Genomic DNA, 19,795 nt, shown 5'->3' with positions numbered 1-19,795 from the left:
AGGCACGCTCGTGTCTGCCTGGATCCCGGACCGTGCAAAGCACGCATTGAAAGGTGCCGGGACACCCAATTTCTACACCGCAGAAATAATTCTACAGCGTAGAATATGCTTTCGTCAAGATGACAGCCCGCCGCCCCACCGCCCAATGAAAGACAAACCCGCCCAAGGCCCGCGCGGCCTCGACAAGGACGCGATCGTCGCGGCCGCGCTCGCGCTGCTCGAAGAGGTCGGCGAAGCCGCGTTCAGCGTGCGCAAGCTCGCGCAGTCGATCGGCTGCGACCCGATGAGCGTGCTGTATCACTTCAAGTCGAAAGAGGGCCTGAGCCGGGCGATCGCGAACGCGCTGTCGCGCTCGCTCGTGCCGGTCGACCCGTCACTGCCGTGGCGCGACCGGCTGCGCGATCTCGCGCGCCAGTACCGCGCGCTCGCGCGGCGCTACCCTGCCGCGTTCGCGCTGCTGCAGCGCCACATGAGCACGGGCCCCGCCGATCTCGCGCACATCGAGGCCGTGCATCGCGCGCTGGCCGATGCGGGCATTGCGCGCGCGGCGCTGCCGTCGGTCTGCGTCGGCTGGTACGCGAGCGTGATCGGGCTCGCCGCGGCCGAGGCCGGCGGCCTCACACGGCCCGCGAACGACGTCGAGCTCGCGGAAATGCATGCGCTGTCCGATGCCGAGCACCCGCTCGTCAAGTCGGCCGCCCCGCTCTATGCGCGGCTCGACCCGGCCGCCGTGCACGACACGATGCTTGACGTGCTGCTCGACGGCATCGCTCGGTACGCGCGCGCGGCCTGACCGGCCGCTTGCGCGCCGCAAATGAAACAGGCGCCCGGGGGCGCCTGTTTCACTGCTGCATGACGATTGCCGCGAACCGCGCTCAGTGCTGCTGCGCGAGGCCGATCTTCACCATCACTTCCTCGACGATCTGTTCGGGCGTCAGTTCGATGCCGACCACGATCGCTTCGTCCGGGCCCGGCTCCTCGAGCGTCTCGAGCTGACTCGTCAGCAGCGACGGATCGAAGAAATGGCCGGTGCGGGTCTTCAGGCGCTCGCGCAATACCTCGAACGAACCCTTCAGATACACGAACCGCACGTCGGTGTCGGTGCCGCGCAGCACGTCGCGGTACGACCGCTTCAGCGACGAGCACGTGAACACGGCCGTCTCGCCCGCGCGCTGCTTTTCCTCGATGGCCTCACGGATCGAGCGCAGCCACGGCCAGCGGTCGTCGTCGGTCAGCGGAATGCCGTGGTGCATCTTCTCCTTGTTCGCCGCGCTGTGAAACGCGTCGCCATCGGTAAAGGTGCACGACAGGCGCTCCGCCAGCATTTCGCCGATTCGCGACTTGCCCGCGCCCGACACGCCCATTGCGATCAGAATCATTGACTACCCCTTGTTACAGAACCACGCTCAGCAGCAGCGTAAAGCTCAGACCGAGCACCGAGATGATGGTTTCAAGCAGCGACCAGGTCTTGAACGTCTGACCGACCGTCATCCCGAAGTATTCCTTGATCAGCCAGAAGCCGCCGTCGTTCACGTGCGAGAAGATCAGCGAACCGGACCCCGTCGCGAGCACCAGCAGCTCCGGGCGAACCGCCGCGCCCGACGCCGCCGCGATCGGCGCGACGATGCCGCAGGCGGTCGTCATCGCGACCGTCGCCGAACCCGTCGCGAGGCGCATCAGCGCCGCCACGAACCAGCCGAGCAGCAGCGGCGACAGGTGCGCGTGCTTCGCGGTCTCGACGATCTGCTGCGAGATCCCGCTGTCGCGCAGGACGCCGCCGAAGCCGCCGCCCGCGCCGACGATCAGCGTGATACCGGCGATCGGCGCCAGGCACTCGCCGCAGAACTTCTGGATCTGGTCGCGGTTGAAGCCCTGCAGCTTGCCGAACGTGAAGAAGCTCACCAGCACGGCGATCAGCAGCGCGACGTCGGAGTTGCCGGCAAAGCGCAGCAGGCTGTTCGGCAGCGACTTCGGCGCGAAGACCAGATCGGCCCAGCTGCCGACCAGCATCAGGATCACCGGCAGCATGATGGTGAACAGCGTGATGCCGAAACCCGGCAGTTCGCGCTTCTTGCCTTCCGCATGCGATTCGACGAACTGCGCCGCCAGCGGATTGTTCTCCGGCAGCTTCACGAACTTCGAGATCATCAGCGCGAACAGCGGGCCGGCGACGATCGCGGTCGGCACGCCGACGATCAGGCCGAACGCGATCGTCTTGCCGATGTCGGCGCCGTACTGCTGCACGGCGAGCAGCGCGGCCGGGTGCGGCGGGATCAGGCCGTGCACGACGGACAGGCCCGCGACCATCGGCAGGCCGACGACGAGCAGCGACTTGCCGGTACGCTTCGCGACGTTGAACGCGATCGGGATCAGCAGCACGAAGCCGACCTCGAAGAACACCGGCAGGCCGACGATGATCGCGACGAACATCATCGCCCAGTGAATGTTCTTTTCACCGAACCAGTCGATCAGCGTGGTCGCGATCCGCTCCGCTCCGCCCGATTCGGCCATCATCTTGCCGAGCATCGTGCCGAGGCCGACGACGACCGCGATATGGCCGAGCGTGTTGCCGTTGCCCGTTTCGAACGACTTGACGATCTTGTCCATCGGCATCCCGACCACGAGGCCGAGGCCGAGCGACACGATGATGAGCACCAGGAACGGGTAGATCTTGAACCGCGCGATCATCACGATCAACGCGACGATCGCGATCACGGTGTAAATGAGCAGCATGCTGCCTTGGACAGCTCCCATGTGACTCCTCCTTGGGATTATTCGAACCGGGCGGATTGACGCGAGTATGCCCGGCTATGCAGGTCTCCGAAACACGGGGGGTACCCACCCCGTGAGGACGCTGAATTTTACTTATCTTTGCGGCCTGCGGATAGAACCGGTTCCATCAGCAAAAACCCTCGGTAAAACAAGCACTAAGCGCTTGATTACCGAGGATCAAACCGTCATTCCGTACAAGTATTAACGATGGAGCTGGCTCGCGGCTTGCGCGAGGCGCGTGACTTCGGCCCAGTCCTGCGCGGCGAGCGCGGACTTCGGCGTGAGCCACGAACCACCGACGCACACGACGTTCGGCAGCTTCAGGAAACTCGGCGCGGTCTCGACCGTGATGCCGCCCGTCGGGCAGAACTTCAGCGCCGGGAACGGGCCGTGGAACGCCTGCAGCATCGGCACGCCGCCGGCCTGCTGCGCGGGGAAGAACTTGACGATCTCGTAGCCGAATTCGAGCGCCTGGATGATGTCGCTCGGCGTCATCACGCCCGGCAGCAGCGGCAGGCCCGCATCGAGCGACGCGAGGTGCAGGTCCTTCGTCAGGCCCGGCGACACGCCGAACTTCGCACCCGCGCGCTTCGCCTGCTCGCAGTGCTCCGGCTTCGTGATCGTGCCGACGCCGACGACGATGTCGTCCGCGAGCTGGCTCGCGCGCTGGATCGCCTCGAGGCCCGCCGGCGTGCGCAGCGTGATCTCGAGCACCTTGACGCCGCCCGCGTGCAACGCGCGCGACACGTGTTCGCCCTGCTCTACCGAGTCGAATGCGAGCACCGGAATGACCGGGCCCAGCTTCACGATTTCAGCAATCGTCTTCATTGATGAAACTCCTTGAAATTCATGCAATTCATGCGGCGACACCAACGGCCGTTTCGCCGGCCAGCGCCCCGAAAACCGATGCGCCCTGCTCGGCCGGCGCGGCGGCCGCGCGGAACACGCCGAACAGTTCGCGCCCGAAACCCGTTTCGTTGTCGGCCTGGTGCAGCGGCTGCGCGACCGGGCGCGCCTGCCATTCGGCTTCGTCGACCTCGATGTCGAGGACGCCGGCTTCCGCGTCGATCACGAGCGTGTCGCCCGTCTTCACCTTGCCGAGCGGGCCGGCCAGCAGCGCTTCCGGCGACACGTGGATCACGGCCGGCACCTTGCCCGACGCGCCGGACATGCGGCCGTCGGTAACGAGCGCGACGTGGAAGCCCTGATCCTGCAGCACGCCGAGCAGCGGCGTCAAACGGTGCAGCTCGGGCATCCCGTTCGCCCGCGCGCCCTGGAAGCGCACGACCGCGACGAAGTCGCGCTTCAGCTCGCCGCGATCGAATGCCGCCTGCACGGCTTCCTGCGAATCGAACACGATCGCGGGGGCCGTCACCTTGCGGTGCTCGGGCGCGACCGCCGAAATCTTGATCACGCCGCGGCCGAGCCGGCCCTGCATCAGGCGCAGGCCGCCGTCCGGCTGGAACGGGTCGCGAATGCCGCGCAGCACCTTCGTGTCGTGGCTCTCGGCCGTGCCGTCGACCCACGTCAGCTTGCCGTCGATCAGCTTCGGCTCCTTCGTGTAGTGCGACAGGCCCTTGCCCGCGACGGTCGTCACGTCTTCGTGCAGCAGCCCGCCTTCGAGCAGGTTGCGCACCAGGAACGCGACGCCGCCCGCCGCGTGAAAATGGTTCACGTCGGCCTTGCCGTTCGGGTAGATCTTCGCGAGCAGCGGCACGGCGGCCGACAGTTCGTCGAAATCGTTCCAGTCGATCAGGATGCCGGCCGCGCGCGCGATCGCGACGAGGTGCAGCGTGTGGTTGGTCGAGCCGCCCGTCGCGAGCAGCGCGACGATCCCGTTGACGATCGCCTTCTCGTCGATCACATGGCCGATCGGCGTGTACTGGCCACGCTCGACCGTCAGGTCGAGCACGCGGCGCGCGGCTGCGGCGGTCAGCGCGTCGCGCAGCGGCGTGTGCGGATGGACGAACGCCGAACCCGGCAGGTGCAGGCCCATCAGCTCCATCAGCATCTGGTTGCTGTTCGCGGTGCCGTAGAACGTGCAGGTGCCGTGGCCGTGATACGCGGCCGATTCGGCTTCGAGCAGCGCGTCGCGGCCGACCTGGCCGGTCGCGAACTGCTGGCGGATCTTCGCCTTGTCGTCGTTCGACAGGCCGCTCGTCATCGGGCCGGCCGGCACGAAGATGGTCGGCAGGTGGCCGAACTGCAGCGCGCCGATCAGGAGGCCCGGCACGATCTTGTCGCAGATGCCGAGGCAGAGCGCCGCGTCGAACATGTTGTGCGTGAGTGCGATCGCCGTACCCATCGCGATCGCCTCGCGCGAGAACAGCGACAACTCCATCCCCGGGTTGCCCTGCGTGACGCCGTCGCACATCGCCGGCACGCCGCCCGCGAACTGCGCGACGCCGCCGTTCTCGCGCGCGGCGGCCTTGATGATGTCGGGGAAATCCTTGTACGGCGCGTGCGCGGACAGCATCTCGTTGTACGAGGACACGATGCCGATGTTCGGCTCGCGGATCGCCTTGATCTGGAACTTGTCGCTGCCTTCGAGACCCGCGAAGCCGTGCGCGAGGTTCGCGCACGACAGCGCGCCGCGCGCCGGGAACTTGCCCTGCGCGCCGTCGATGCGCTGCAGATAGGCGGAACGGGTCGATTGGCTGCGGGCGATCACGCGTTCGGTGACTTTCGCCAGAGTGGGGTGCAGCGACGTCATGCTGGGCGCTCCTGTATGCCGGCGACACCGGCGGTTGGAATCGTGGGGACGGTCGAGTGCATCGAACGAACGAAGGCAGTCTAGTAGAAAAACTACAAGCACGCAATGCGGATCAGCATACGCGCAACCCACATTCCCGCCACCAGCAAGGCTTTACCTGGTGAAAACCCTAATCAACCGCATTACCCACCCCATGAGCCGCCGACGATGAAGCTAGTATTTTTATGTAGATTTTCTACAATTCGATTGCGATACACTCGCTCATCCGAACCCGATTTTCATCCGCCGTCCCATGCTGCCTCGCATTGAAGCGATCCGCGCCGAGTTGCGCCCGTCCGAGCGCAAGCTCGCCGACTACATCCTCGCCGCGCCGCGCGAGGTGCTCGACCTCGCGATGACCGAGCTGTCGACCCGCGCGGGCGTCAGCCAGCCGACCATCGCGCGCTTCTGCCAGGCGCTCGGCTGCAGCGGCTTTCGCGAATTCAAGATCCGGCTCGCGCAGAGCGTCGCACCCGGTGTGTCGTCGGTGTATCGCGACGTCGAGCCCGACGAGCCGGCGCCGGGCATCATCGGCAAGGTGTTCGACCGCACGATCGGCGCGCTGATCGAGGTGCGCAACAGCCTGTCGGCCGGCAGCGTCGCCGACGCGATCGCGCTGCTGTCGAACGCGTCGCGCATCGAGTTCTACGGCGCCGGCGGCTCGGGCATCGCCGCGCAGGACATCCAGCACAAGTTCTTCCGGCTCGGCGTGCCGAGCGTCGCCTATTCGGATCCGCACACGTTCTCGATGTCGTCGGCGCTGCTCGGGCCGCACGATGTCGTCGTCGCGATCTCGAACACCGGCCGCACGCGCGACATCGTCGATGCCGCGCGCTCCGCGCTCGCGTGCGGCGCGAAGGTCGTCGCGATCACGCAGAGCCATTCGCCGCTCGCGAAACTCGCGACAGTGAGCCTCGCGTCGAACGTCGCCGAGGAAACCGACGTGTTCTCGCCGATGACGTCGCGGATGTCGCATCTCGCGATCGGCGACATCCTCGCGGTCGGCGTCGCGCTGTCGCGCGGGCCCGCGCTGATGGAACGGGTCGGCCGTGCGAAGGAAGCGATCACGCGCCGCCGGATCGACGACGGCGCGAAGGATTGAGCAGGCACCGCGCCGACCGCGCGTAAACGAATAACGGCGCCCCGCGGGGCGCCGTTGCGCATCAGGCGGCACCGGCACCCTCGCCGGCCATGCCGCTCAGAACGGCTTGATCACGACCAGCGCGACCGCCGCCAGCATGCCGAGTACCGGCAGTTCATTGAACACGCGATACCACTTGTCGGTGCGGCGGTTCTCGCCGCGCTCGAACACGCGCAGCAGGTGCCCGCAGTACGCATGGTAGATCACGAGCAGCAGCACCACCGTCACCTTCGCGTGGATCCAGCCCTGCCCCTGGCCGATGCCGATCACGAGCCAGAGCCACAGCCCGCATGCCAAGGCCGGCACCGCGATCATCGTCATGAAGCGGAACAGCTTGCGCGCCATCAGCAACAGGCGCCGCACCGCGGCCGGATCGGTCTCCATGGCCAGGTTCACATAGATGCGCGGCAGGTAGAACAGCCCCGCGAACCACGCGGCGATCAGCACGATATGGAACGTCTTGACCCAGAGCATTGCCATCGGTTGCGCGCCTCGCGTTACTGTCGGCCTTCGCCGTGCCCGAGCACGACGTACTTCAGCGACGTGAGCCCTTCCAGGCCGACAGGGCCGCGTGCGTGCAGCTTGTCGTTCGAGATGCCGATTTCCGCGCCGAGGCCGAATTCGAAGCCGTCCGCGAAGCGGGTCGACGCGTTGACCATCACGCTCGCCGAATCGACTTCGCGCAGGAAGCGCATCGCGCGGTCGTGATCCTCGGTGACGATCGCATCGGTGTGGTGCGAGCCGTAGTGGTTGATGTGCTCCATCGCGGCGTCGAGGCCGTCGACGACCTTGATCGCGAGCACCGGCGCGAGATATTCGGTGTGCCAGTCTTCCTCGGTTGCATCGACGAGCGGGCCGACGCCCGCCTCGGCGAGCACCGCGCGCGCGGCCGCATCGACGCGCAGCTCGACCTGCTTGTCGCGATACAGCTTGCCGAGCGGCGGCAGCAGCGTCGCCGCGACGCCGCTCGCGACGAGCAGCGTCTCCATCGTGTTGCAGGTGCCGTAGCGGTGCGTCTTCGCGTTGTCGCACACCGTCAGCGCCTTCGCGAGATCGGCGCGATCGTCGACATAGACGTGGCAGATGCCGTCGAGGTGCTTGATCATCGGCACGCGTGCCTCGTTGATCAGGCGCTCGATCAGGCTCTTGCCGCCGCGCGGCACGATCACGTCGACGTAGTCGGTCATCGTGATCAGCTTGCCGACCGCCGCGCGATCGGCGGTCGCGACGACCTGCACGGCATCCTGCGGCAGGCCGGCCGCCTCGAGCCCTTCGCCGATCAGCTTCGCGAGCGCCGCGTTCGATTCGAGTGCCTCGGAGCCGCCGCGCAGGATCGTCGCGTTGCCCGACTTCAGGCACAACGCGGCCGCGTCGATCGTCACGTTCGGGCGCGACTCGTAGATGATACCGATCACGCCGAGCGGCACGCGCATCTGGCCGACCTGGATCCCGCTCGGGCGGTACTTGAGATTGCCGATCTCGCCGATCGGATCGGCCAGCGACGCGACCTGGCGCAGGCCTTCGACCATCGTCTTCAGCGCGTTGTCCGACAGCGTCAGGCGGTCGATGAACGCCGCATCGAGCCCCTTTTCGCGGGCGCGGGCGACGTCGCGTGCGTTCGCATCCTTCAGCGCCTGCGCATCGCGCTCGATCGCGCGGGCCACGGCGTCGAGCGCCGCGTTCTTCGCGGCCGTGCTGGCGCGCGCCATCGCGCGGGAAGCGTGCCGGGCACGGCGGCCCAGATCCGTCATGTACTGGTCGATATCCATCGTGTGACTCGAGAAGCGAGCCGCTTGGCGCGGCGTGAATGCGTGGGGAAGCGTGGCGCGCGGCGGCAAGCGGGCCGCGCCATCCATTGAAATATTGTAAGCGGGTTGCGATGCGTGCGCTGAAGGCCCGGACTTAACGCCGCACGCGACCCGCGGTCGGCGGTCGCTCACCGTGGGCGCCCGCGACCGTCATCGCGAGCTGGAACAGGCCGTCCCACGGATCGGGCGGCGGATCGTCCTGCGTGCGGCGGCCCGGCGTGACGGCCGACAGCCCCTTCACCTGCCGGTCGAGCTTCGCGGCGAACGCGAGCGCCTTCTCGAGCCCGGTTTCCGATACGCGGTTCAGCGCGGGGCCGATCAGCCGCTCGCGCGGGCCCCACACGCGGTTTTCGCGCAGCAGCGTGGCCAGCGGCTTGCCGGCCGTCGCGCCGCGCTTGATCCGCAGCAGCGTGCGCAATTCCTCGACGACGGCCCACATCACGAGCACGATCGCCTCGCCCTCGCCCTTCAGCCCGTCGATCATCCGCGCGAGCCGAGCGGCGTCGCCCGCGAGCATCGCCTCGTTCAGCTTGAAGACGTCGTAGCGCGCGACGTTCAGCACCGCGTCGTGCACCTGCTCGAACGACAGCACGCCCTGCGGATAGAGCAGCCCGAGCTTCTGGATTTCCTGGTGCGCGGCGAGCAGGTTGCCCTCGACGCGCTCCGCGATGAACTGCAGCGCGCGCCGGCCGTCGTCGCCGGGCGCGACGCGCTGGCCCTGCATCGACAGACGCTGGCCGATCCAGTTCGGCAGCTGCGCGCGGTCGACCGGATCGATCTTCAGCGCGACGCCGCCGTTCTGCAACGCGGTAAACCATGCGGATTTCTGCGTTGCCGCGTCGAGGCGCGGCAACGTGACGAGCATCAGCGCGTCGGGGTTCGGCGTCGCCGCGAGCGTCTTCAGCGCGTCGGCGCCTTCCTTGCCGGGCTTGCCCGACGGAATGCGCAGCTCGATCAGCTGGCGTTCGCCGAACAGGGACATCGCCTGGGTCGCGCCGAGCAGCACGCTCCAGTCGAAGCCGCGCTCGACCGTATGCACCGAACGCTCGGTGAAGCCGGCCGCGCGCGCGGCCGCACGAATGCGGTCGCACGCTTCCTGCGCGAGCAGCGGCTCGTCGCCGAAGACGGTATAGAGCCCGGCCAACCCCTTCGCGAGGTGCGGCTCCAGCGCATCAAGTCGCAGTTGCATCGATACGTGCGCCGTCGATCAGAGCGGCGGCGGCGGCAACGGCGCGCGCGGCGCGACGCCCGGCACCACGTCTTCCGGCGCCGGCGTCAGCGAGTGGACGATCGCGAGACGCCGCATCAACTGGTCGACCGCATCGTTCTGCATGTCGCCGTACAGGATGTCGGCTTCCTGCGCCTTCGCGTTCGTGTACTGGTCGCTGTACGTCATCGCACGGTTCAGCGCGATCGCGCTCGGCGGGATCAGCACGGTGCCGTCCTTGCTCGTCAGCGTGTAGTTCAACGTGTAGAACAGCGCGTATTCCTGCGCGGAGCCGTACTTGTTGAGCGTCAGCGTGTTCTGGCCGCGCGACTCCCACATGCGCAGCACGGCGTCGGCGTCGTCCGCCGACTTGACGATCTTCGTGTCGCTGCCGGCCTCGACGAGACGCACCAGGCGCGCCTCGACGGGCGCCGGCGCGCCAGCCACCAGCAAGTGCTTGAACGCGTAGTCCTGCTGGCCGCGCAACTGGAAACCGCATGCCGACAGCGCGACCGCGCTGCCGACGAGCACCAAAAACGATCTGCGGATCACCTTCGCTCCTTCTGTGTGCGCCCGACGGCCAACGGCCGTCAGACGACGATGTTCACGAGGCGGCCGGGCACGACGACGATCTTCTTCGCCGGCTTGCCGTCGCTGAACTTCGCGAACGCCTCGTCGGCCACCGCCGCGGCTTCGATCACCTCGCGGCTCGCGTCCTTCGCGACCTTCAGCGCGCCGCGCACCTTGCCGTTCACCTGCAGCACGAGCTCGATCTCGGCCTGCTCGAGCGCGGCCTCGTCGACCTTCGGCCAGGGCGCGTCGAGCAGCGGGCCGAATTCGTCCGCGTAGCCGAGCGCCTTCCACAGCTCGAACGTGACGTGCGGCACGACAGGGTACAGCACGCGCAGCAGCACGCCGTACGTCTCGCGCAGCACGCCGGGCGTCGCGCCCTTCGCGCCGTCGATCGCGTTCAGCATCTTCATCGCGGCCGACACGACGGTGTTGTACTGCAGACGCTGGTAGTCGAAATCGGCCTGCTTCAGCACGCTGTAGATCTCGCGGCGCAGCGCCTTGTCGGCGTCGCCGAGCGCGGCCGCGTCGAAGCCCGCACGCACGGCGAGCGCTTCGCGATTCGTCGCACCGAAGCTCCACACGCGGCGCAGGAAGCGGCTCGCACCCTCGACACCCGCGCCCGACCACTCGAGCTGCTGCTCCGGCGGCGCGGCGAACATCGTGAACAGGCGCGCGGTGTCCGCGCCGTACTGGTCGATCAGCACCTGCGGATCGACGCCGTTGTTCTTCGACTTCGACATCTTCTCGATGCCGCCGAGCACGACCGGCTGGCCGTCGGCGTTCAGCGTCGCGCCGACCGGGCGGCCCTTTTCGTCGAACGTGACGGTCACGTCGGCCGGGTTGTACCAGGTCTTCTTGCCCGACGCGTCCTCGCGGTAGAACGTCTCGTTCAGCACCATGCCCTGCGTCAGCAGGTTCTTGGCCGGCTCGCCGAACTTCACGAGGCCGAGGTCGCGCATCACCTTGGTCCAGAAACGCGAGTACAGCAGGTGCAGGATCGCGTGCTCGATGCCGCCGATGTACTGGTCCATCGGCATCCAGTAATCGGTGCGCGCGTCGACCATCGTCTCGGCGTCCGGCGCCGTGTAGCGCGAGAAGTACCACGACGAATCGACGAAGGTGTCCATCGTGTCGGTCTCGCGCTTCGCGGCCGCGCCGCACTTCGGGCACGAGCAGTGCAGGAACGCTTCCGACTTCGCGAGCGGGTTGCCCGAGCCGTCCGGCACGAGGTCTTCCGGCAGCACGACCGGCAGGTCCTGCTCCGGCACCGGCACGTCGCCGCACGACGGGCAGTGAATGATCGGGATCGGCGTGCCCCAGTAGCGCTGGCGCGACACGCCCCAGTCGCGCAGGCGCCACGTGACCTGCTTGTCACCGAAGCCGCCGGCCTTCAGGTCGGCCGCGATCGCGTCGACCGCCGCGCCGTACGCGAGGCCGTCGTACTTGCCGCTGTTGACGCAGGCCGCGACGTCCTTGTCGCCGTACCACTCCTGCCACGCGTCGAGCGAGTACGTCTGCCCTTCGGCCGCGATCACCTGCTTGATCGGCAGGTCGTATTTCTTCGCGAACGCGAAGTCGCGCTCGTCGTGCGCGGGCACGCCCATCACCGCGCCTTCGCCATAGCTCATCAGCACGTAGTTGCCGATCCAGACCTCGACCGGCTCGCCCGTCAGCGGGTGCGACACCGAGAAGCCCGTCGCGACGCCCTTCTTCTCCATCGTCGCGACATCGGCCTCGGCGACGCCGCCGCGCTTGCATTCGTCGATGAACGCCTGCAGTTCCGGCTTGCCCTGCGCGAGGCGCGTAGCGAGCGGGTGCTCGGCCGCGATCGCGCAGAACGTGACGCCCATGATCGTGTCGGCGCGCGTCGTGAACACGCGCAAGAGCGCCTTCTCGCCGTCGAGTTCGTACGGGAAGCCGAAGTTCACGCCGAAGCTCTTGCCGATCCAGTTCTGCTGCATGATCTTCACGCGCTCGGGCCAGCCGAGGCCGTCGAGATCGTTCAGCAGCTCATCCGCGTACTGCGTGATGCGCAGGTAGTACATCGGGATCTCGCGCTTCTCGACGAGCGCGCCCGAGCGCCAGCCGCGACCGTCGATCACCTGCTCGTTCGCGAGCACGGTCTGGTCGACCGGGTCCCAGTTCACGGTGCCCGTCTTCTTGTACGCGATGCCCTTCTCGAGCATCTTCAGGAACAGCCACTGGTTCCACTTGTAGTAGTCGGGCTTGCACGTCGCGATCTCGCGCGACCAGTCGATCGCGAGGCCCATCGACTGCATCTGGCCCTTCATGTAGTCGATGTTGTCGTAGGTCCACTTCGCGGGCGGCACGCCGTTCGCCATCGCGGCGTTCTCGGCCGGCATCCCGAACGCGTCCCAGCCCATCGGCATCAGCGTGTTGTAGCCGTTCATCCGCAGATAGCGGTACATCACGTCGTTGATCGTGTAGTTGCGCACGTGACCCATATGCAGCTTGCCGGACGGGTACGGCAGCATCGACACGCAGTAGAACTTCGGCTTCTGCGAATCTTCCTTCGTCTTGTAGGCATCGGCTGCGCGCCAGTCGCCCTGGGCGGCGGCTTCGACGTCGGCGGGTACGTATCTCTCGTGCATGGTGTGGTTCGGACTAGGCTTTAAGCGGCGCGCCACGAGGCGGGCACGCGGAAGTGGACGAAATCGGGCGGCCCGGCGGCGGGAGCAGGCTCACGGTTCTCGGGCCTGCATCATGGTTTCCGGATATTCGCCGGGTAACCCGGAGATTCTCCAGGTTACCCGGCGAAACCCTGCCAACCGGGCGAAAACGACGATTATACCGTCCGTGGCGGGCGGTACGGCCGGTCTCGCGGGACGGGACGCATTCTTGCCTGCACGGGGCTCGCAGGCAGCCGACAGGTCAGGGTTTCGCGCCCGCGGCAGCCGGCGCGGCAGCCGGCGCGGCGCCCGCCGGCGGCACGTCGGTGACGAAGCCGATCCGCACGAGGCCCGCGGCCTGCGCGGCGCCCATCACCTGCGCGATCACGTCGTAGCGGGTCGCGCGCGACGCGCGCAGCCGCAGCTCGGGCGGTGCGGCGCTCGCGGCGGCGGCCCGCAAGCGCGCCGGCAGCGCGTCGAGTGCGACGGGTGTGTCGTCCCAGTACAGCTTGCCGGCGTCATCGATCGACAGCGTGACCGCTTGCGGCGTGTCGCGCGCGACGCTGGCCGCGACCTTCGGCAGGTCGAGCCGGATCGCGTGCGTCATCAGCGGCGCGGTGATGATGAAGATGACGAGCAGCACGAGCATCACGTCGATCAGCGGCGTCATGTTGATCTCCGCCATCGGCGCGGACGTCTTGTGGTGCTCCAGTCCGCCGAATGCCATGGTCGTTCCTCCCGGCCGCGCGTCAGGCGCCTTGCGCGCACACGAATACGTGCAGGTCGCGCGCGAAGCCGTCGAGCTCCTCGGCGAGCTGGCGCACGAGCCGCCCGAGGATGTTGTAGGCGAGCACCGCGGGGATCGCGACGACGAGCCCGAACGCGGTCATGATCAGCGCCTCGCCGACCGGCCCCGCGACGTTCTCGATCTGCGCCTGCCCGCTCGCGGCGATGCTGCCGAGCGCGTGGTAGATGCCCCACACGGTGCCGAGCAGCCCGACGAACGGCGCGGTGCTGCCGATCGACGCGAGCAGCACCTGGCCGAACTCGAGGCGCCGCTGCGAGCGCAGCATCGCGTGACGCAGCGCGCGCAGCACGCGTTCGCTGCGCTCGACACGCGCGGCCAGCGCGGCCGGATCGTGTTCGTCGGCCGCATCGCGCGCGGCTTCGGCGAGCGGCACGAACACGCGCTCGCGATCGGTGCCGGCGAGCGCGGCGATGCCCGCGTCGAGCGACGCCGCGCGCCAGAACGCGGCGAGCGCGCGCGGCCCCTGCCGCTTCGCGCGGACCAGCAGCCAGGCTTTCATGACGAGGAAGCACCAGCTGGCGACGGACATCGCCAGCAGCACATAGGCGACGGCGTGCGTGATCGCATCGCCGCTTTCGAGGTAGTGGACAACGCCGGTGGGAATCGCCATCGGAGTTTCCCCGTGTGGGTCAGCGCAGGCCGAGCACGTCCTGCATGTCGAACAGGCCGGCGCCGCGCGCCGACAGGAAGCGGACCGCACGCAGCGCGCCCTGCGCGTACGACACGCGGCTCGACGACTTGTGCGTGATCTCGATCCGTTCGCCGATCCCGGCGAACAGCACCGTGTGATCGCCGACGATGTCGCCGCCGCGCACGGCCGCGAAGCCGATCGTCGACGGATCGCGTTCGCCCGTCACGCCCTGGCGGCCGTACACCGCGCAGTCGTCGAGCGAGCGCCCGAGCGCGCCGGCCACGGCCTCGCCCATCATCAGCGCGGTACCCGACGGCGCGTCGACCTTGTGACGGTGGTGCGCCTCGATGATCTCGATGTCGTAACCGTGCGAGAAATGCTTCGCCGCGAATTCGAGCAGCTTCAGCGTGACGTTCACGCCGACGCTCATGTTCGCCGCGAACACGATGCCGATCCTGCCTGCCGCGGCCTGCAGCTCGGCCTTCTGCTCGGCGGTGAAGCCGGTCGTGCCGATCACGAGCTTCACGTCGTGGCGCAGCGCGGCCGCGACGTGCGCGATCGTGCCTTCCGGCCGCGTGAAGTCGATCAGGTAGTCGGCCTGCGCGAACACGGCATCGAGGTCGTCGGTCAGCTTGATCCCGGTTTCCTTGCCCAGGAACGCACCTGCGTCCTGGCCGAGGAACGGCGAATCGGCGCGGTCGAGCGCGCCGACGAGCTGCGCGTCGGAATCGTTGAGAACGGCTTCGATCAGCATCCGGCCCATACGGCCCGATGCACCGGCAATCGCAATCTTCATGGCTTTCTACACGACAGGTCTAAAGGCGGGCGGCGCATGCCGCCCTGTTTCCGCACGCCGGCCGCTTACTGCGACTGGGCCGGCGCGGTGAGCGGCTGGTTCTGCAGGTTGTCGGAGCCTTGCGGGCCGACGGGCGGCGACGCCTCGCTCGGCACGTTCGGCTGCGGCGGCCGATGGAACTGGAACTGCGGCTGGATCGCCGGCGCGGCGCCCGGCGGCTGGCCGCCCGGCACCGGCGCGCCGGCCGAGGCCTGCGCGGACGGCGTGAAGCGGCGGGCGGTCGCGCCCTGGCCCGACACCTGGTTGGTCGCGCGGTTCGCCGCGCGCGCCGCCTGGGCATTCGCATCCTGGTCGACCGCCGCGCCGGATGCCGCCCCGGCGGACGGGCTCGCGGCAGCGGCAGCCTGCGCGGCGCTCGCAGCGGCAGCGGCTTCGGCCGCCTTCTTCGCCGCGGCGGCGGCCTTCGCCTTCTTGCCGCCGCGGTCGCCGTCGATATCGGCCAGCAGGTCGAGTTCGGACGGCAGGTTCTCGGCGCCCGACCAGCTCGCGAGGCGATCGCCCGAGAACGTCAGCACGAGGTCGCGCTGCTGGACGACGGACGTCGAGCCGCGCTTGAAGTAAAAGAGGTAATCCCAGCGGTCGGCATGGAACATGTCCGACAGCAGCGGCGTGCCGAGCAACGCGCGGACCTGCTCGCGCGTCATCCCGGCCTGCAGCTGCGCGGCCTTCTCCTGCGACACGAAGTTGCCCTGCACGACAGTGATCCGATAGGGCGTGATGCTCTGCGCGATGCGCTGCGTCACGCTGTCGTACGACGAACAACCAGCCAGCGCGGCAACGGCGGCGGCAGCGATGATGGCACTCCGCATGCGACTCCTCTGAAAGTGCGAAAGAGATTCCGGGAACATTTCCGTCACCGTGCTGGCCCGCGTCGCGGGTCGCGCGTGTTTCTGGAACGGCGAAAAGCCGGTAACATTGAAGCCCTGCATTGTACTCTAGGGATGCCTAGCCATGACCAATCCGACGGATCTCAAGAATATCGGGCTAAAGGCCACCCTACCGCGCCTCAAGATTCTCGAGATCTTCCAGCAGAGCCCCGTGCGTCACCTGACGGCCGAAGACGTCTACCGCAACCTGCTCAACGAGCAGCTCGACATCGGGCTTGCCACCGTTTACCGCGTGCTCACGCAGTTCGAGCAAGCCGGCCTGCTCACGCGCAGCAACTTCGAATCCGGCAAGGCCGTGTTCGAACTGAATGAAGGTTCGCACCACGATCACCTCGTCTGCCTCGATTGCGGCCGTGTCGAGGAATTCTTCGATGCCGAGATCGAAGGCCGCCAGCAGGCGATCGCGAAGGAACGCGGCTTCCGGCTCCAGGAACACTCGCTCGCGATGTACGGTTCCTGCACGACCGAGAACTGCCCGCACCGCAAGCACTGATCCGCATCCTGCGCGCATGCGCGACGGCCCGGCCGGCATCTCGCCGCCCGGGCCGTGTTCTTTTCGGGACAGGAATGAAAGCGGCCCGCGCGTCGCGTGCGGGCCGGGCCGGAACGTTTTCAATCGATCGTGCGGCGGCGAGCCGTGCCGCCGCCGCGCGATCGTCGATGCTCGATGATCGACGCCTGAGCCTGATGCGTGATCCCGCCTTCGCGCGCGTCAGGCCGCGCTCGCGCGCGCCGGCTCGAACTCGAGCGCCCACGCGTCGTCGAGCGGAATCTCGTCGCAGTTCGGCTGCGGGCCGCCGCGGTCGACGATCACGAAGTCGCTGACCGCGTCGAGCGCGAGCAGCGGATGGTGCCAGACACCCTTCGCGTAATTCACGCCCTGCCAGCCTTCGGCCAGGAACGCGCGCATCGCGTCGGGCCGGAACTCGCCGGCCGGCGCGACGACGATCGCGTAGCGCGACACGGCCGCCAGCGGGATGAATGCCTGGCTGCCGTGCGGATGCCGCTCCATCAGCGTGATCGCGACCGGCAGCGCGCGCGGCTGCGCGCGAAACACGCTGACGAGCGGCCGGCCGCCGTCCGCGCAGACGTCGATCGTCGCGAGATCGTGGAAGCGCTCGGTCGTGCCGCCGTTGATCGGAAAGTGCCGCGCGCCTTCGAGCGCGATCACGTCGCCGAACGGCGCGAACGCCTCGCGGGTCAGGCGCTCGACGCGCAGGATGCGGGGTGCGCTCATGCCCTTGCCCTCCTTCAAGCCGGATCGCCCCACAGACGCAGGCGCGACACGCCGCCGTCCGGGAAGATGTTGAAGCGCACGTGCGTGACGGGGCCGAGTGCCGCGAGCTGGTCGAACGTATGCACGTGGTCCATCTGCAGCTTCTGCTCGCCGAGCAGTTCGGCCCAGAACATCGCCTGCGTGACGAGCGAATCGTCGGTGCCGCCCGTGACCCGCGCGGCCTGCAGCGAACAGCGGTCGGGGAAGTTGCCCTTGAAGAACGCCGTATCGACCTCCACGCGCCGGATGATGCCCGGCCGCGCCAGCGCGACGATCGCCCAGTCGTTGCCGGGCTCGCGGCGGCGCCGCGTTTCCCAGCCGTCGCCCATGTTCGCGCCGCGCCCCGGCATCAGCATCTGCGAGGCCGGGCCGAAGTGCTGGTTGTTCGCGGCCACCAGGTAGCCGCCGTTCTCGATCGCCGCGAGATCGACGAGCTCGCCCGCCGGCACGTGGCGCCAGTCGCGCTGCGGCTGGCCGTACACGCGCAGCCGCGCGAGCCCGCCGTCCGGATACAGGTTCACGCGCAGGTGCGTGACCGGCCGCGCATCGTCGACGCTCACGTAGTGATGCGAATTGCCCTGCAGCGTCGTCGCGGGAACGATCGTGCGCCATTCGGCGTCGTCCGGCGGCGTGTCGCCGTCCACCGCGCAGGCCTCGATCGACGCGGCCGGCGGGAAGTTGCCGGTGAAGTGGCTCGTATCGAGATCGACGCCGTAAATCACGCCCGGCCGCGCCAGCCGGACCACGCAGAAGTCATGGCCGGTGGTGCGCTTGCGGCGTGTCTCCCAGCCGTCCATCCACTTGCCGTGGTCGTCGTACTTGCCGGGAATGAAGACCGCCGGCTCGGGATTCAGCATGCGCTCCTTCGGTGCGAAGAATTCGTCGCTGGCGAACAGCGCCTGCGCGCCCAGGCGCGGGTCGGCGAGGTTCATGTAGCGTCGCGTGAAGGCCGGCGCGTTCGGGTCGAGGATGGGGGCTGCCATGTCGTCTCCATTGATCTTTAGAGGGGCCGGCGCGTCGTCGCGCCGGCCGCGGGAAGTCGATCGCGCGACGCGGTCGGGGAAGCCGCTTCGCGCGGGGGTGCGCTCAGAGCGCGTGCGCCTGGTCGCCGGCGACCGGTGCGTCGCTGCCCTGCGCGTCGGCCACGTAGCGCAGTTCGCGGTTCAGCACGCGCTTCGCGCGGGCCCGATCGATGTCGTTTTCCCACACCGCGACGACCACCGTTGCAACGCAGTTGCCGATCAGGTTGGTCAGCGCGCGGGCGATCCCGACGAACCAGTCGACCGGCAGGATCAGCACGAGGCCCAGCACCGGAATCGCGGGAATCGCCGACAGCGTCGCCGCGAGGATCACGATCGCCGAGCCCGGAATTCCGTGCGCGCCCTTCGACGTGACGAGCGACACGAGCAGCACGACGATCAGGTCATGCGTGGACAGCGGCGTGTTGGTGGCCTGCGCGATGAACAGCACGGCGAGCGTCAGGTAGATCGAGAAGCCGTCGAGGTTGAACGAATAGCCGGTCGGAATCACGAGGCCGACCGTCGAATCCTTGATGCCCATGTATTCGAGCTTGCTCATCACCTGCGGCAGCACCGCGTCCGACGATGCCGTGCCGAGCACGATCGACAGTTCCTCGCGCAGGTAGCGGATCAGCTTGAACACCGAGAAGCCCGCCATGCGCATCACCGCGCCCAGCACGACCGTGACGAACACGAAGCAGCTCAGGTAGAACACCGCGACGAGATAGCCGAGCTGCTTGAGCGATGCGACCCCGTACTTGCCGGTCGTGAACGCGATCGCGCCGAGCACGCCGAGCGGTGCAAGCTTGATGATGAAGCCGATGATGCGGAAGAACACGTGCGACAGTTCCTCGATCAGGCTGTTCACGCGCTGCGCCTTGTCGCCGAGCAGCGACAGCGCGGAGCCGAACAGCACCGCGAACACAAGGATCTGCAGGATGTCGCCCTTCGCGAACGCGTCGATCGCGGTGTCGGGGATGATCTTCATCAGGTAGCCGGCCGTGTCCTTCAGGCTTTCGGCGTTCTTCGCGTACGACGCGAGCGAGGCCGCGTCGAGCGAGCGCAGGTCGATGTTCATCCCGACGCCCGGGCGCGTGAGCCACGCGAGTACCAGACCGATGCCGAGCGCGAGCGTCGTCATGATCTCGAAGTAGATGACGGCCTTCAGGCCGACCCGGCCGACCTTCTTCAGGTCGCCCGCATTGGCCATCCCGCTGACCACGACGCAGAACACGATCGGGCCGATGACCATCTTGATGAGCTTCAGGAAGCCGTCGCCGAGCGGTCGCAGCGACTCGGCGAAATGCGGAAAGAACGCGCCGAGCGCGACCCCCAGGATTAGTGCGACGACTACCCGGCCAAACAGCGAGTTGAGGAATTTCGACACGGCGCTCTCCCGATCCAACGGTTGCAGTTTCGTCTGTTCATACTGGTA

General features: G+C 67.9%; 19 protein-coding genes. 3 read left to right on the top strand and 16 right to left on the bottom strand.

Features of this window, described 5'->3' with window-relative positions; all coding sequences use genetic code 11:
- Positions 1 to 145: 145 nt before the first annotated feature.
- Entirely contained in the window at positions 146 to 793 is a 648-nt protein-coding gene (locus DIE21_RS25440) for a TetR/AcrR family transcriptional regulator (RefSeq protein WP_124500296.1), read from the top strand.
- Between the two features lie 82 nt (positions 794 to 875).
- On the opposite strand, the gene DIE21_RS25435 is transcribed toward DIE21_RS25440, so the two are convergent.
- The 4 genes from DIE21_RS25435 to edd form a co-directional block, all read right to left on the bottom strand.
- Positions 876 to 1,379, bottom strand: a complete 504-nt coding sequence (locus DIE21_RS25435; protein WP_124500285.1) for a gluconokinase — start codon at positions 1,377 to 1,379, stop codon at positions 876 to 878.
- Between the two features lie 13 nt (positions 1,380 to 1,392).
- Positions 1,393 to 2,754, bottom strand: coding sequence for a GntP family permease (locus DIE21_RS25430; protein WP_124500284.1), 1,362 nt, complete (start codon positions 2,752 to 2,754; stop codon positions 1,393 to 1,395).
- A 219-nt stretch (positions 2,755 to 2,973) separates the two neighbouring features.
- Complete coding sequence (gene eda, locus DIE21_RS25420; protein WP_124500283.1) at positions 2,974 to 3,600, bottom strand: bifunctional 4-hydroxy-2-oxoglutarate aldolase/2-dehydro-3-deoxy-phosphogluconate aldolase; 627 nt, start codon at positions 3,598 to 3,600, stop codon at positions 2,974 to 2,976.
- 28 nt (positions 3,601 to 3,628) lie between these two features.
- On the bottom strand, positions 3,629 to 5,485 hold the full coding sequence (gene edd, locus DIE21_RS25415) for a phosphogluconate dehydratase (RefSeq protein ID WP_124500282.1): 1,857 nt from the start codon (positions 5,483 to 5,485) through the stop codon (positions 3,629 to 3,631).
- A 292-nt stretch (positions 5,486 to 5,777) separates the two neighbouring features.
- Here edd and DIE21_RS25405 point away from each other — a divergent pair, with 292 nt between their 5' ends.
- On the top strand, positions 5,778 to 6,626 hold the full coding sequence (locus tag DIE21_RS25405) for a MurR/RpiR family transcriptional regulator (protein ID WP_011350936.1): 849 nt from the start codon (positions 5,778 to 5,780) through the stop codon (positions 6,624 to 6,626).
- Between the two features lie 96 nt (positions 6,627 to 6,722).
- On the opposite strand, the gene DIE21_RS25400 is transcribed toward DIE21_RS25405, so the two are convergent.
- The 9 genes from DIE21_RS25400 to DIE21_RS25360 all read right to left on the bottom strand — a co-directional run bounded on the left by DIE21_RS25400 (position 6,723) and on the right by DIE21_RS25360 (position 15,987).
- Positions 6,723 to 7,145, bottom strand: coding sequence for a CopD family protein (locus DIE21_RS25400; RefSeq protein WP_006760213.1), 423 nt, complete (start codon positions 7,143 to 7,145; stop codon positions 6,723 to 6,725).
- Between the two features lie 17 nt (positions 7,146 to 7,162).
- The gene (locus DIE21_RS25395; protein WP_124500281.1) at positions 7,163 to 8,434 is read right to left on the bottom strand and encodes a glutamate-5-semialdehyde dehydrogenase; all 1,272 of its coding nucleotides are present in this window, start codon (positions 8,432 to 8,434) and stop codon (positions 7,163 to 7,165) included.
- 133 nt (positions 8,435 to 8,567) lie between these two features.
- The gene (gene holA, locus DIE21_RS25390) at positions 8,568 to 9,662 is read right to left on the bottom strand and encodes a DNA polymerase III subunit delta (RefSeq protein ID WP_124500280.1); all 1,095 of its coding nucleotides are present in this window, start codon (positions 9,660 to 9,662) and stop codon (positions 8,568 to 8,570) included.
- Between the two features lie 18 nt (positions 9,663 to 9,680).
- Positions 9,681 to 10,232, bottom strand: coding sequence for an LPS assembly lipoprotein LptE (gene lptE, locus DIE21_RS25385; RefSeq protein ID WP_124500279.1), 552 nt, complete (start codon positions 10,230 to 10,232; stop codon positions 9,681 to 9,683).
- Positions 10,233 to 10,270: 38 nt separating this feature from the next.
- Complete coding sequence (leuS, locus tag DIE21_RS25380; protein ID WP_124500278.1) at positions 10,271 to 12,865, bottom strand: leucine--tRNA ligase; 2,595 nt, start codon at positions 12,863 to 12,865, stop codon at positions 10,271 to 10,273.
- 280 nt (positions 12,866 to 13,145) lie between these two features.
- Entirely contained in the window at positions 13,146 to 13,610 is a 465-nt protein-coding gene (locus DIE21_RS25375; RefSeq protein WP_124500277.1) for a biopolymer transporter ExbD, read from the bottom strand.
- 22 nt (positions 13,611 to 13,632) lie between these two features.
- A complete protein-coding gene (locus DIE21_RS25370; RefSeq protein ID WP_124500276.1) occupies positions 13,633 to 14,301 on the bottom strand; it encodes a MotA/TolQ/ExbB proton channel family protein in 669 nt (222 codons plus the stop codon).
- 19 nt (positions 14,302 to 14,320) lie between these two features.
- The gene (gene dapB, locus DIE21_RS25365) at positions 14,321 to 15,118 is read right to left on the bottom strand and encodes a 4-hydroxy-tetrahydrodipicolinate reductase (protein WP_124500275.1); all 798 of its coding nucleotides are present in this window, start codon (positions 15,116 to 15,118) and stop codon (positions 14,321 to 14,323) included.
- Positions 15,119 to 15,183: 65 nt separating this feature from the next.
- Entirely contained in the window at positions 15,184 to 15,987 is an 804-nt protein-coding gene (locus DIE21_RS25360) for an outer membrane protein assembly factor BamE (protein ID WP_124500274.1), read from the bottom strand.
- 142 nt (positions 15,988 to 16,129) lie between these two features.
- Between DIE21_RS25360 and fur the strand changes: the two genes are divergently transcribed.
- Entirely contained in the window at positions 16,130 to 16,558 is a 429-nt protein-coding gene (fur, locus tag DIE21_RS25355; protein ID WP_011350926.1) for a ferric iron uptake transcriptional regulator, read from the top strand.
- A 219-nt stretch (positions 16,559 to 16,777) separates the two neighbouring features.
- Here the strand turns inward: fur and DIE21_RS25350 are convergent, their stop codons facing one another.
- From DIE21_RS25350 to DIE21_RS25340, 3 genes are all read right to left on the bottom strand, one after another.
- Positions 16,778 to 17,302 (bottom strand): ureidoglycolate lyase, encoded by a 525-nt coding sequence (locus tag DIE21_RS25350; RefSeq protein ID WP_124500273.1) that lies wholly within the window; start codon positions 17,300 to 17,302, stop codon positions 16,778 to 16,780.
- 14 nt (positions 17,303 to 17,316) lie between these two features.
- Entirely contained in the window at positions 17,317 to 18,324 is a 1,008-nt protein-coding gene (gene alc, locus DIE21_RS25345) for an allantoicase (RefSeq protein ID WP_124500272.1), read from the bottom strand.
- A gap of 103 nt (positions 18,325 to 18,427) precedes the next feature.
- Positions 18,428 to 19,747, bottom strand: a complete 1,320-nt coding sequence (locus DIE21_RS25340) for a C4-dicarboxylate transporter DctA (RefSeq protein WP_124500271.1) — start codon at positions 19,745 to 19,747, stop codon at positions 18,428 to 18,430.
- Between the last annotated feature and the right edge of the window lie 48 nt (positions 19,748 to 19,795).

Origin of the sequence: Burkholderia sp. Bp9140 (genome assembly GCF_003853425.1) — a bacterium.
GTDB lineage: Bacteria > Pseudomonadota > Gammaproteobacteria > Burkholderiales > Burkholderiaceae > Burkholderia.
This window is presented reverse-complemented; position numbering and strand designations above follow the sequence as displayed.

Bases quoted from the DNA above. Each gene is read 5' to 3' on its own strand.
- DIE21_RS25440 (WP_124500296.1), top strand. From the start codon at position 146: ATGAAAGACAAACCCGCCCAAGGCCCGCGCGGCCTCGACAAGGACGCG.
- DIE21_RS25435 (WP_124500285.1), bottom strand. From the start codon at position 1,379: ATGATTCTGATCGCAATGGGCGTGTCGGGCGCGGGCAAGTCGCGAATC.
- DIE21_RS25430 (WP_124500284.1), bottom strand. From the start codon at position 2,754: ATGGGAGCTGTCCAAGGCAGCATGCTGCTCATTTACACCGTGATCGCG.
- eda (WP_124500283.1), bottom strand. From the start codon at position 3,600: ATGAAGACGATTGCTGAAATCGTGAAGCTGGGCCCGGTCATTCCGGTG.
- edd (WP_124500282.1), bottom strand. From the start codon at position 5,485: ATGACGTCGCTGCACCCCACTCTGGCGAAAGTCACCGAACGCGTGATC.
- DIE21_RS25405 (WP_011350936.1), top strand. From the start codon at position 5,778: ATGCTGCCTCGCATTGAAGCGATCCGCGCCGAGTTGCGCCCGTCCGAG.
- DIE21_RS25400 (WP_006760213.1), bottom strand. From the start codon at position 7,145: ATGGCAATGCTCTGGGTCAAGACGTTCCATATCGTGCTGATCGCCGCG.
- DIE21_RS25395 (WP_124500281.1), bottom strand. From the start codon at position 8,434: ATGGATATCGACCAGTACATGACGGATCTGGGCCGCCGTGCCCGGCAC.
- holA (WP_124500280.1), bottom strand. From the start codon at position 9,662: ATGCAACTGCGACTTGATGCGCTGGAGCCGCACCTCGCGAAGGGGTTG.
- leuS (WP_124500278.1), bottom strand. From the start codon at position 12,865: ATGCACGAGAGATACGTACCCGCCGACGTCGAAGCCGCCGCCCAGGGC.
- DIE21_RS25375 (WP_124500277.1), bottom strand. From the start codon at position 13,610: ATGGCATTCGGCGGACTGGAGCACCACAAGACGTCCGCGCCGATGGCG.
- DIE21_RS25370 (WP_124500276.1), bottom strand. From the start codon at position 14,301: ATGGCGATTCCCACCGGCGTTGTCCACTACCTCGAAAGCGGCGATGCG.
- dapB (WP_124500275.1), bottom strand. From the start codon at position 15,118: ATGAAGATTGCGATTGCCGGTGCATCGGGCCGTATGGGCCGGATGCTG.
- DIE21_RS25360 (WP_124500274.1), bottom strand. From the start codon at position 15,987: ATGCGGAGTGCCATCATCGCTGCCGCCGCCGTTGCCGCGCTGGCTGGT.
- fur (WP_011350926.1), top strand. From the start codon at position 16,130: ATGACCAATCCGACGGATCTCAAGAATATCGGGCTAAAGGCCACCCTA.
- DIE21_RS25350 (WP_124500273.1), bottom strand. From the start codon at position 17,302: ATGAGCGCACCCCGCATCCTGCGCGTCGAGCGCCTGACCCGCGAGGCG.
- alc (WP_124500272.1), bottom strand. From the start codon at position 18,324: ATGGCAGCCCCCATCCTCGACCCGAACGCGCCGGCCTTCACGCGACGC.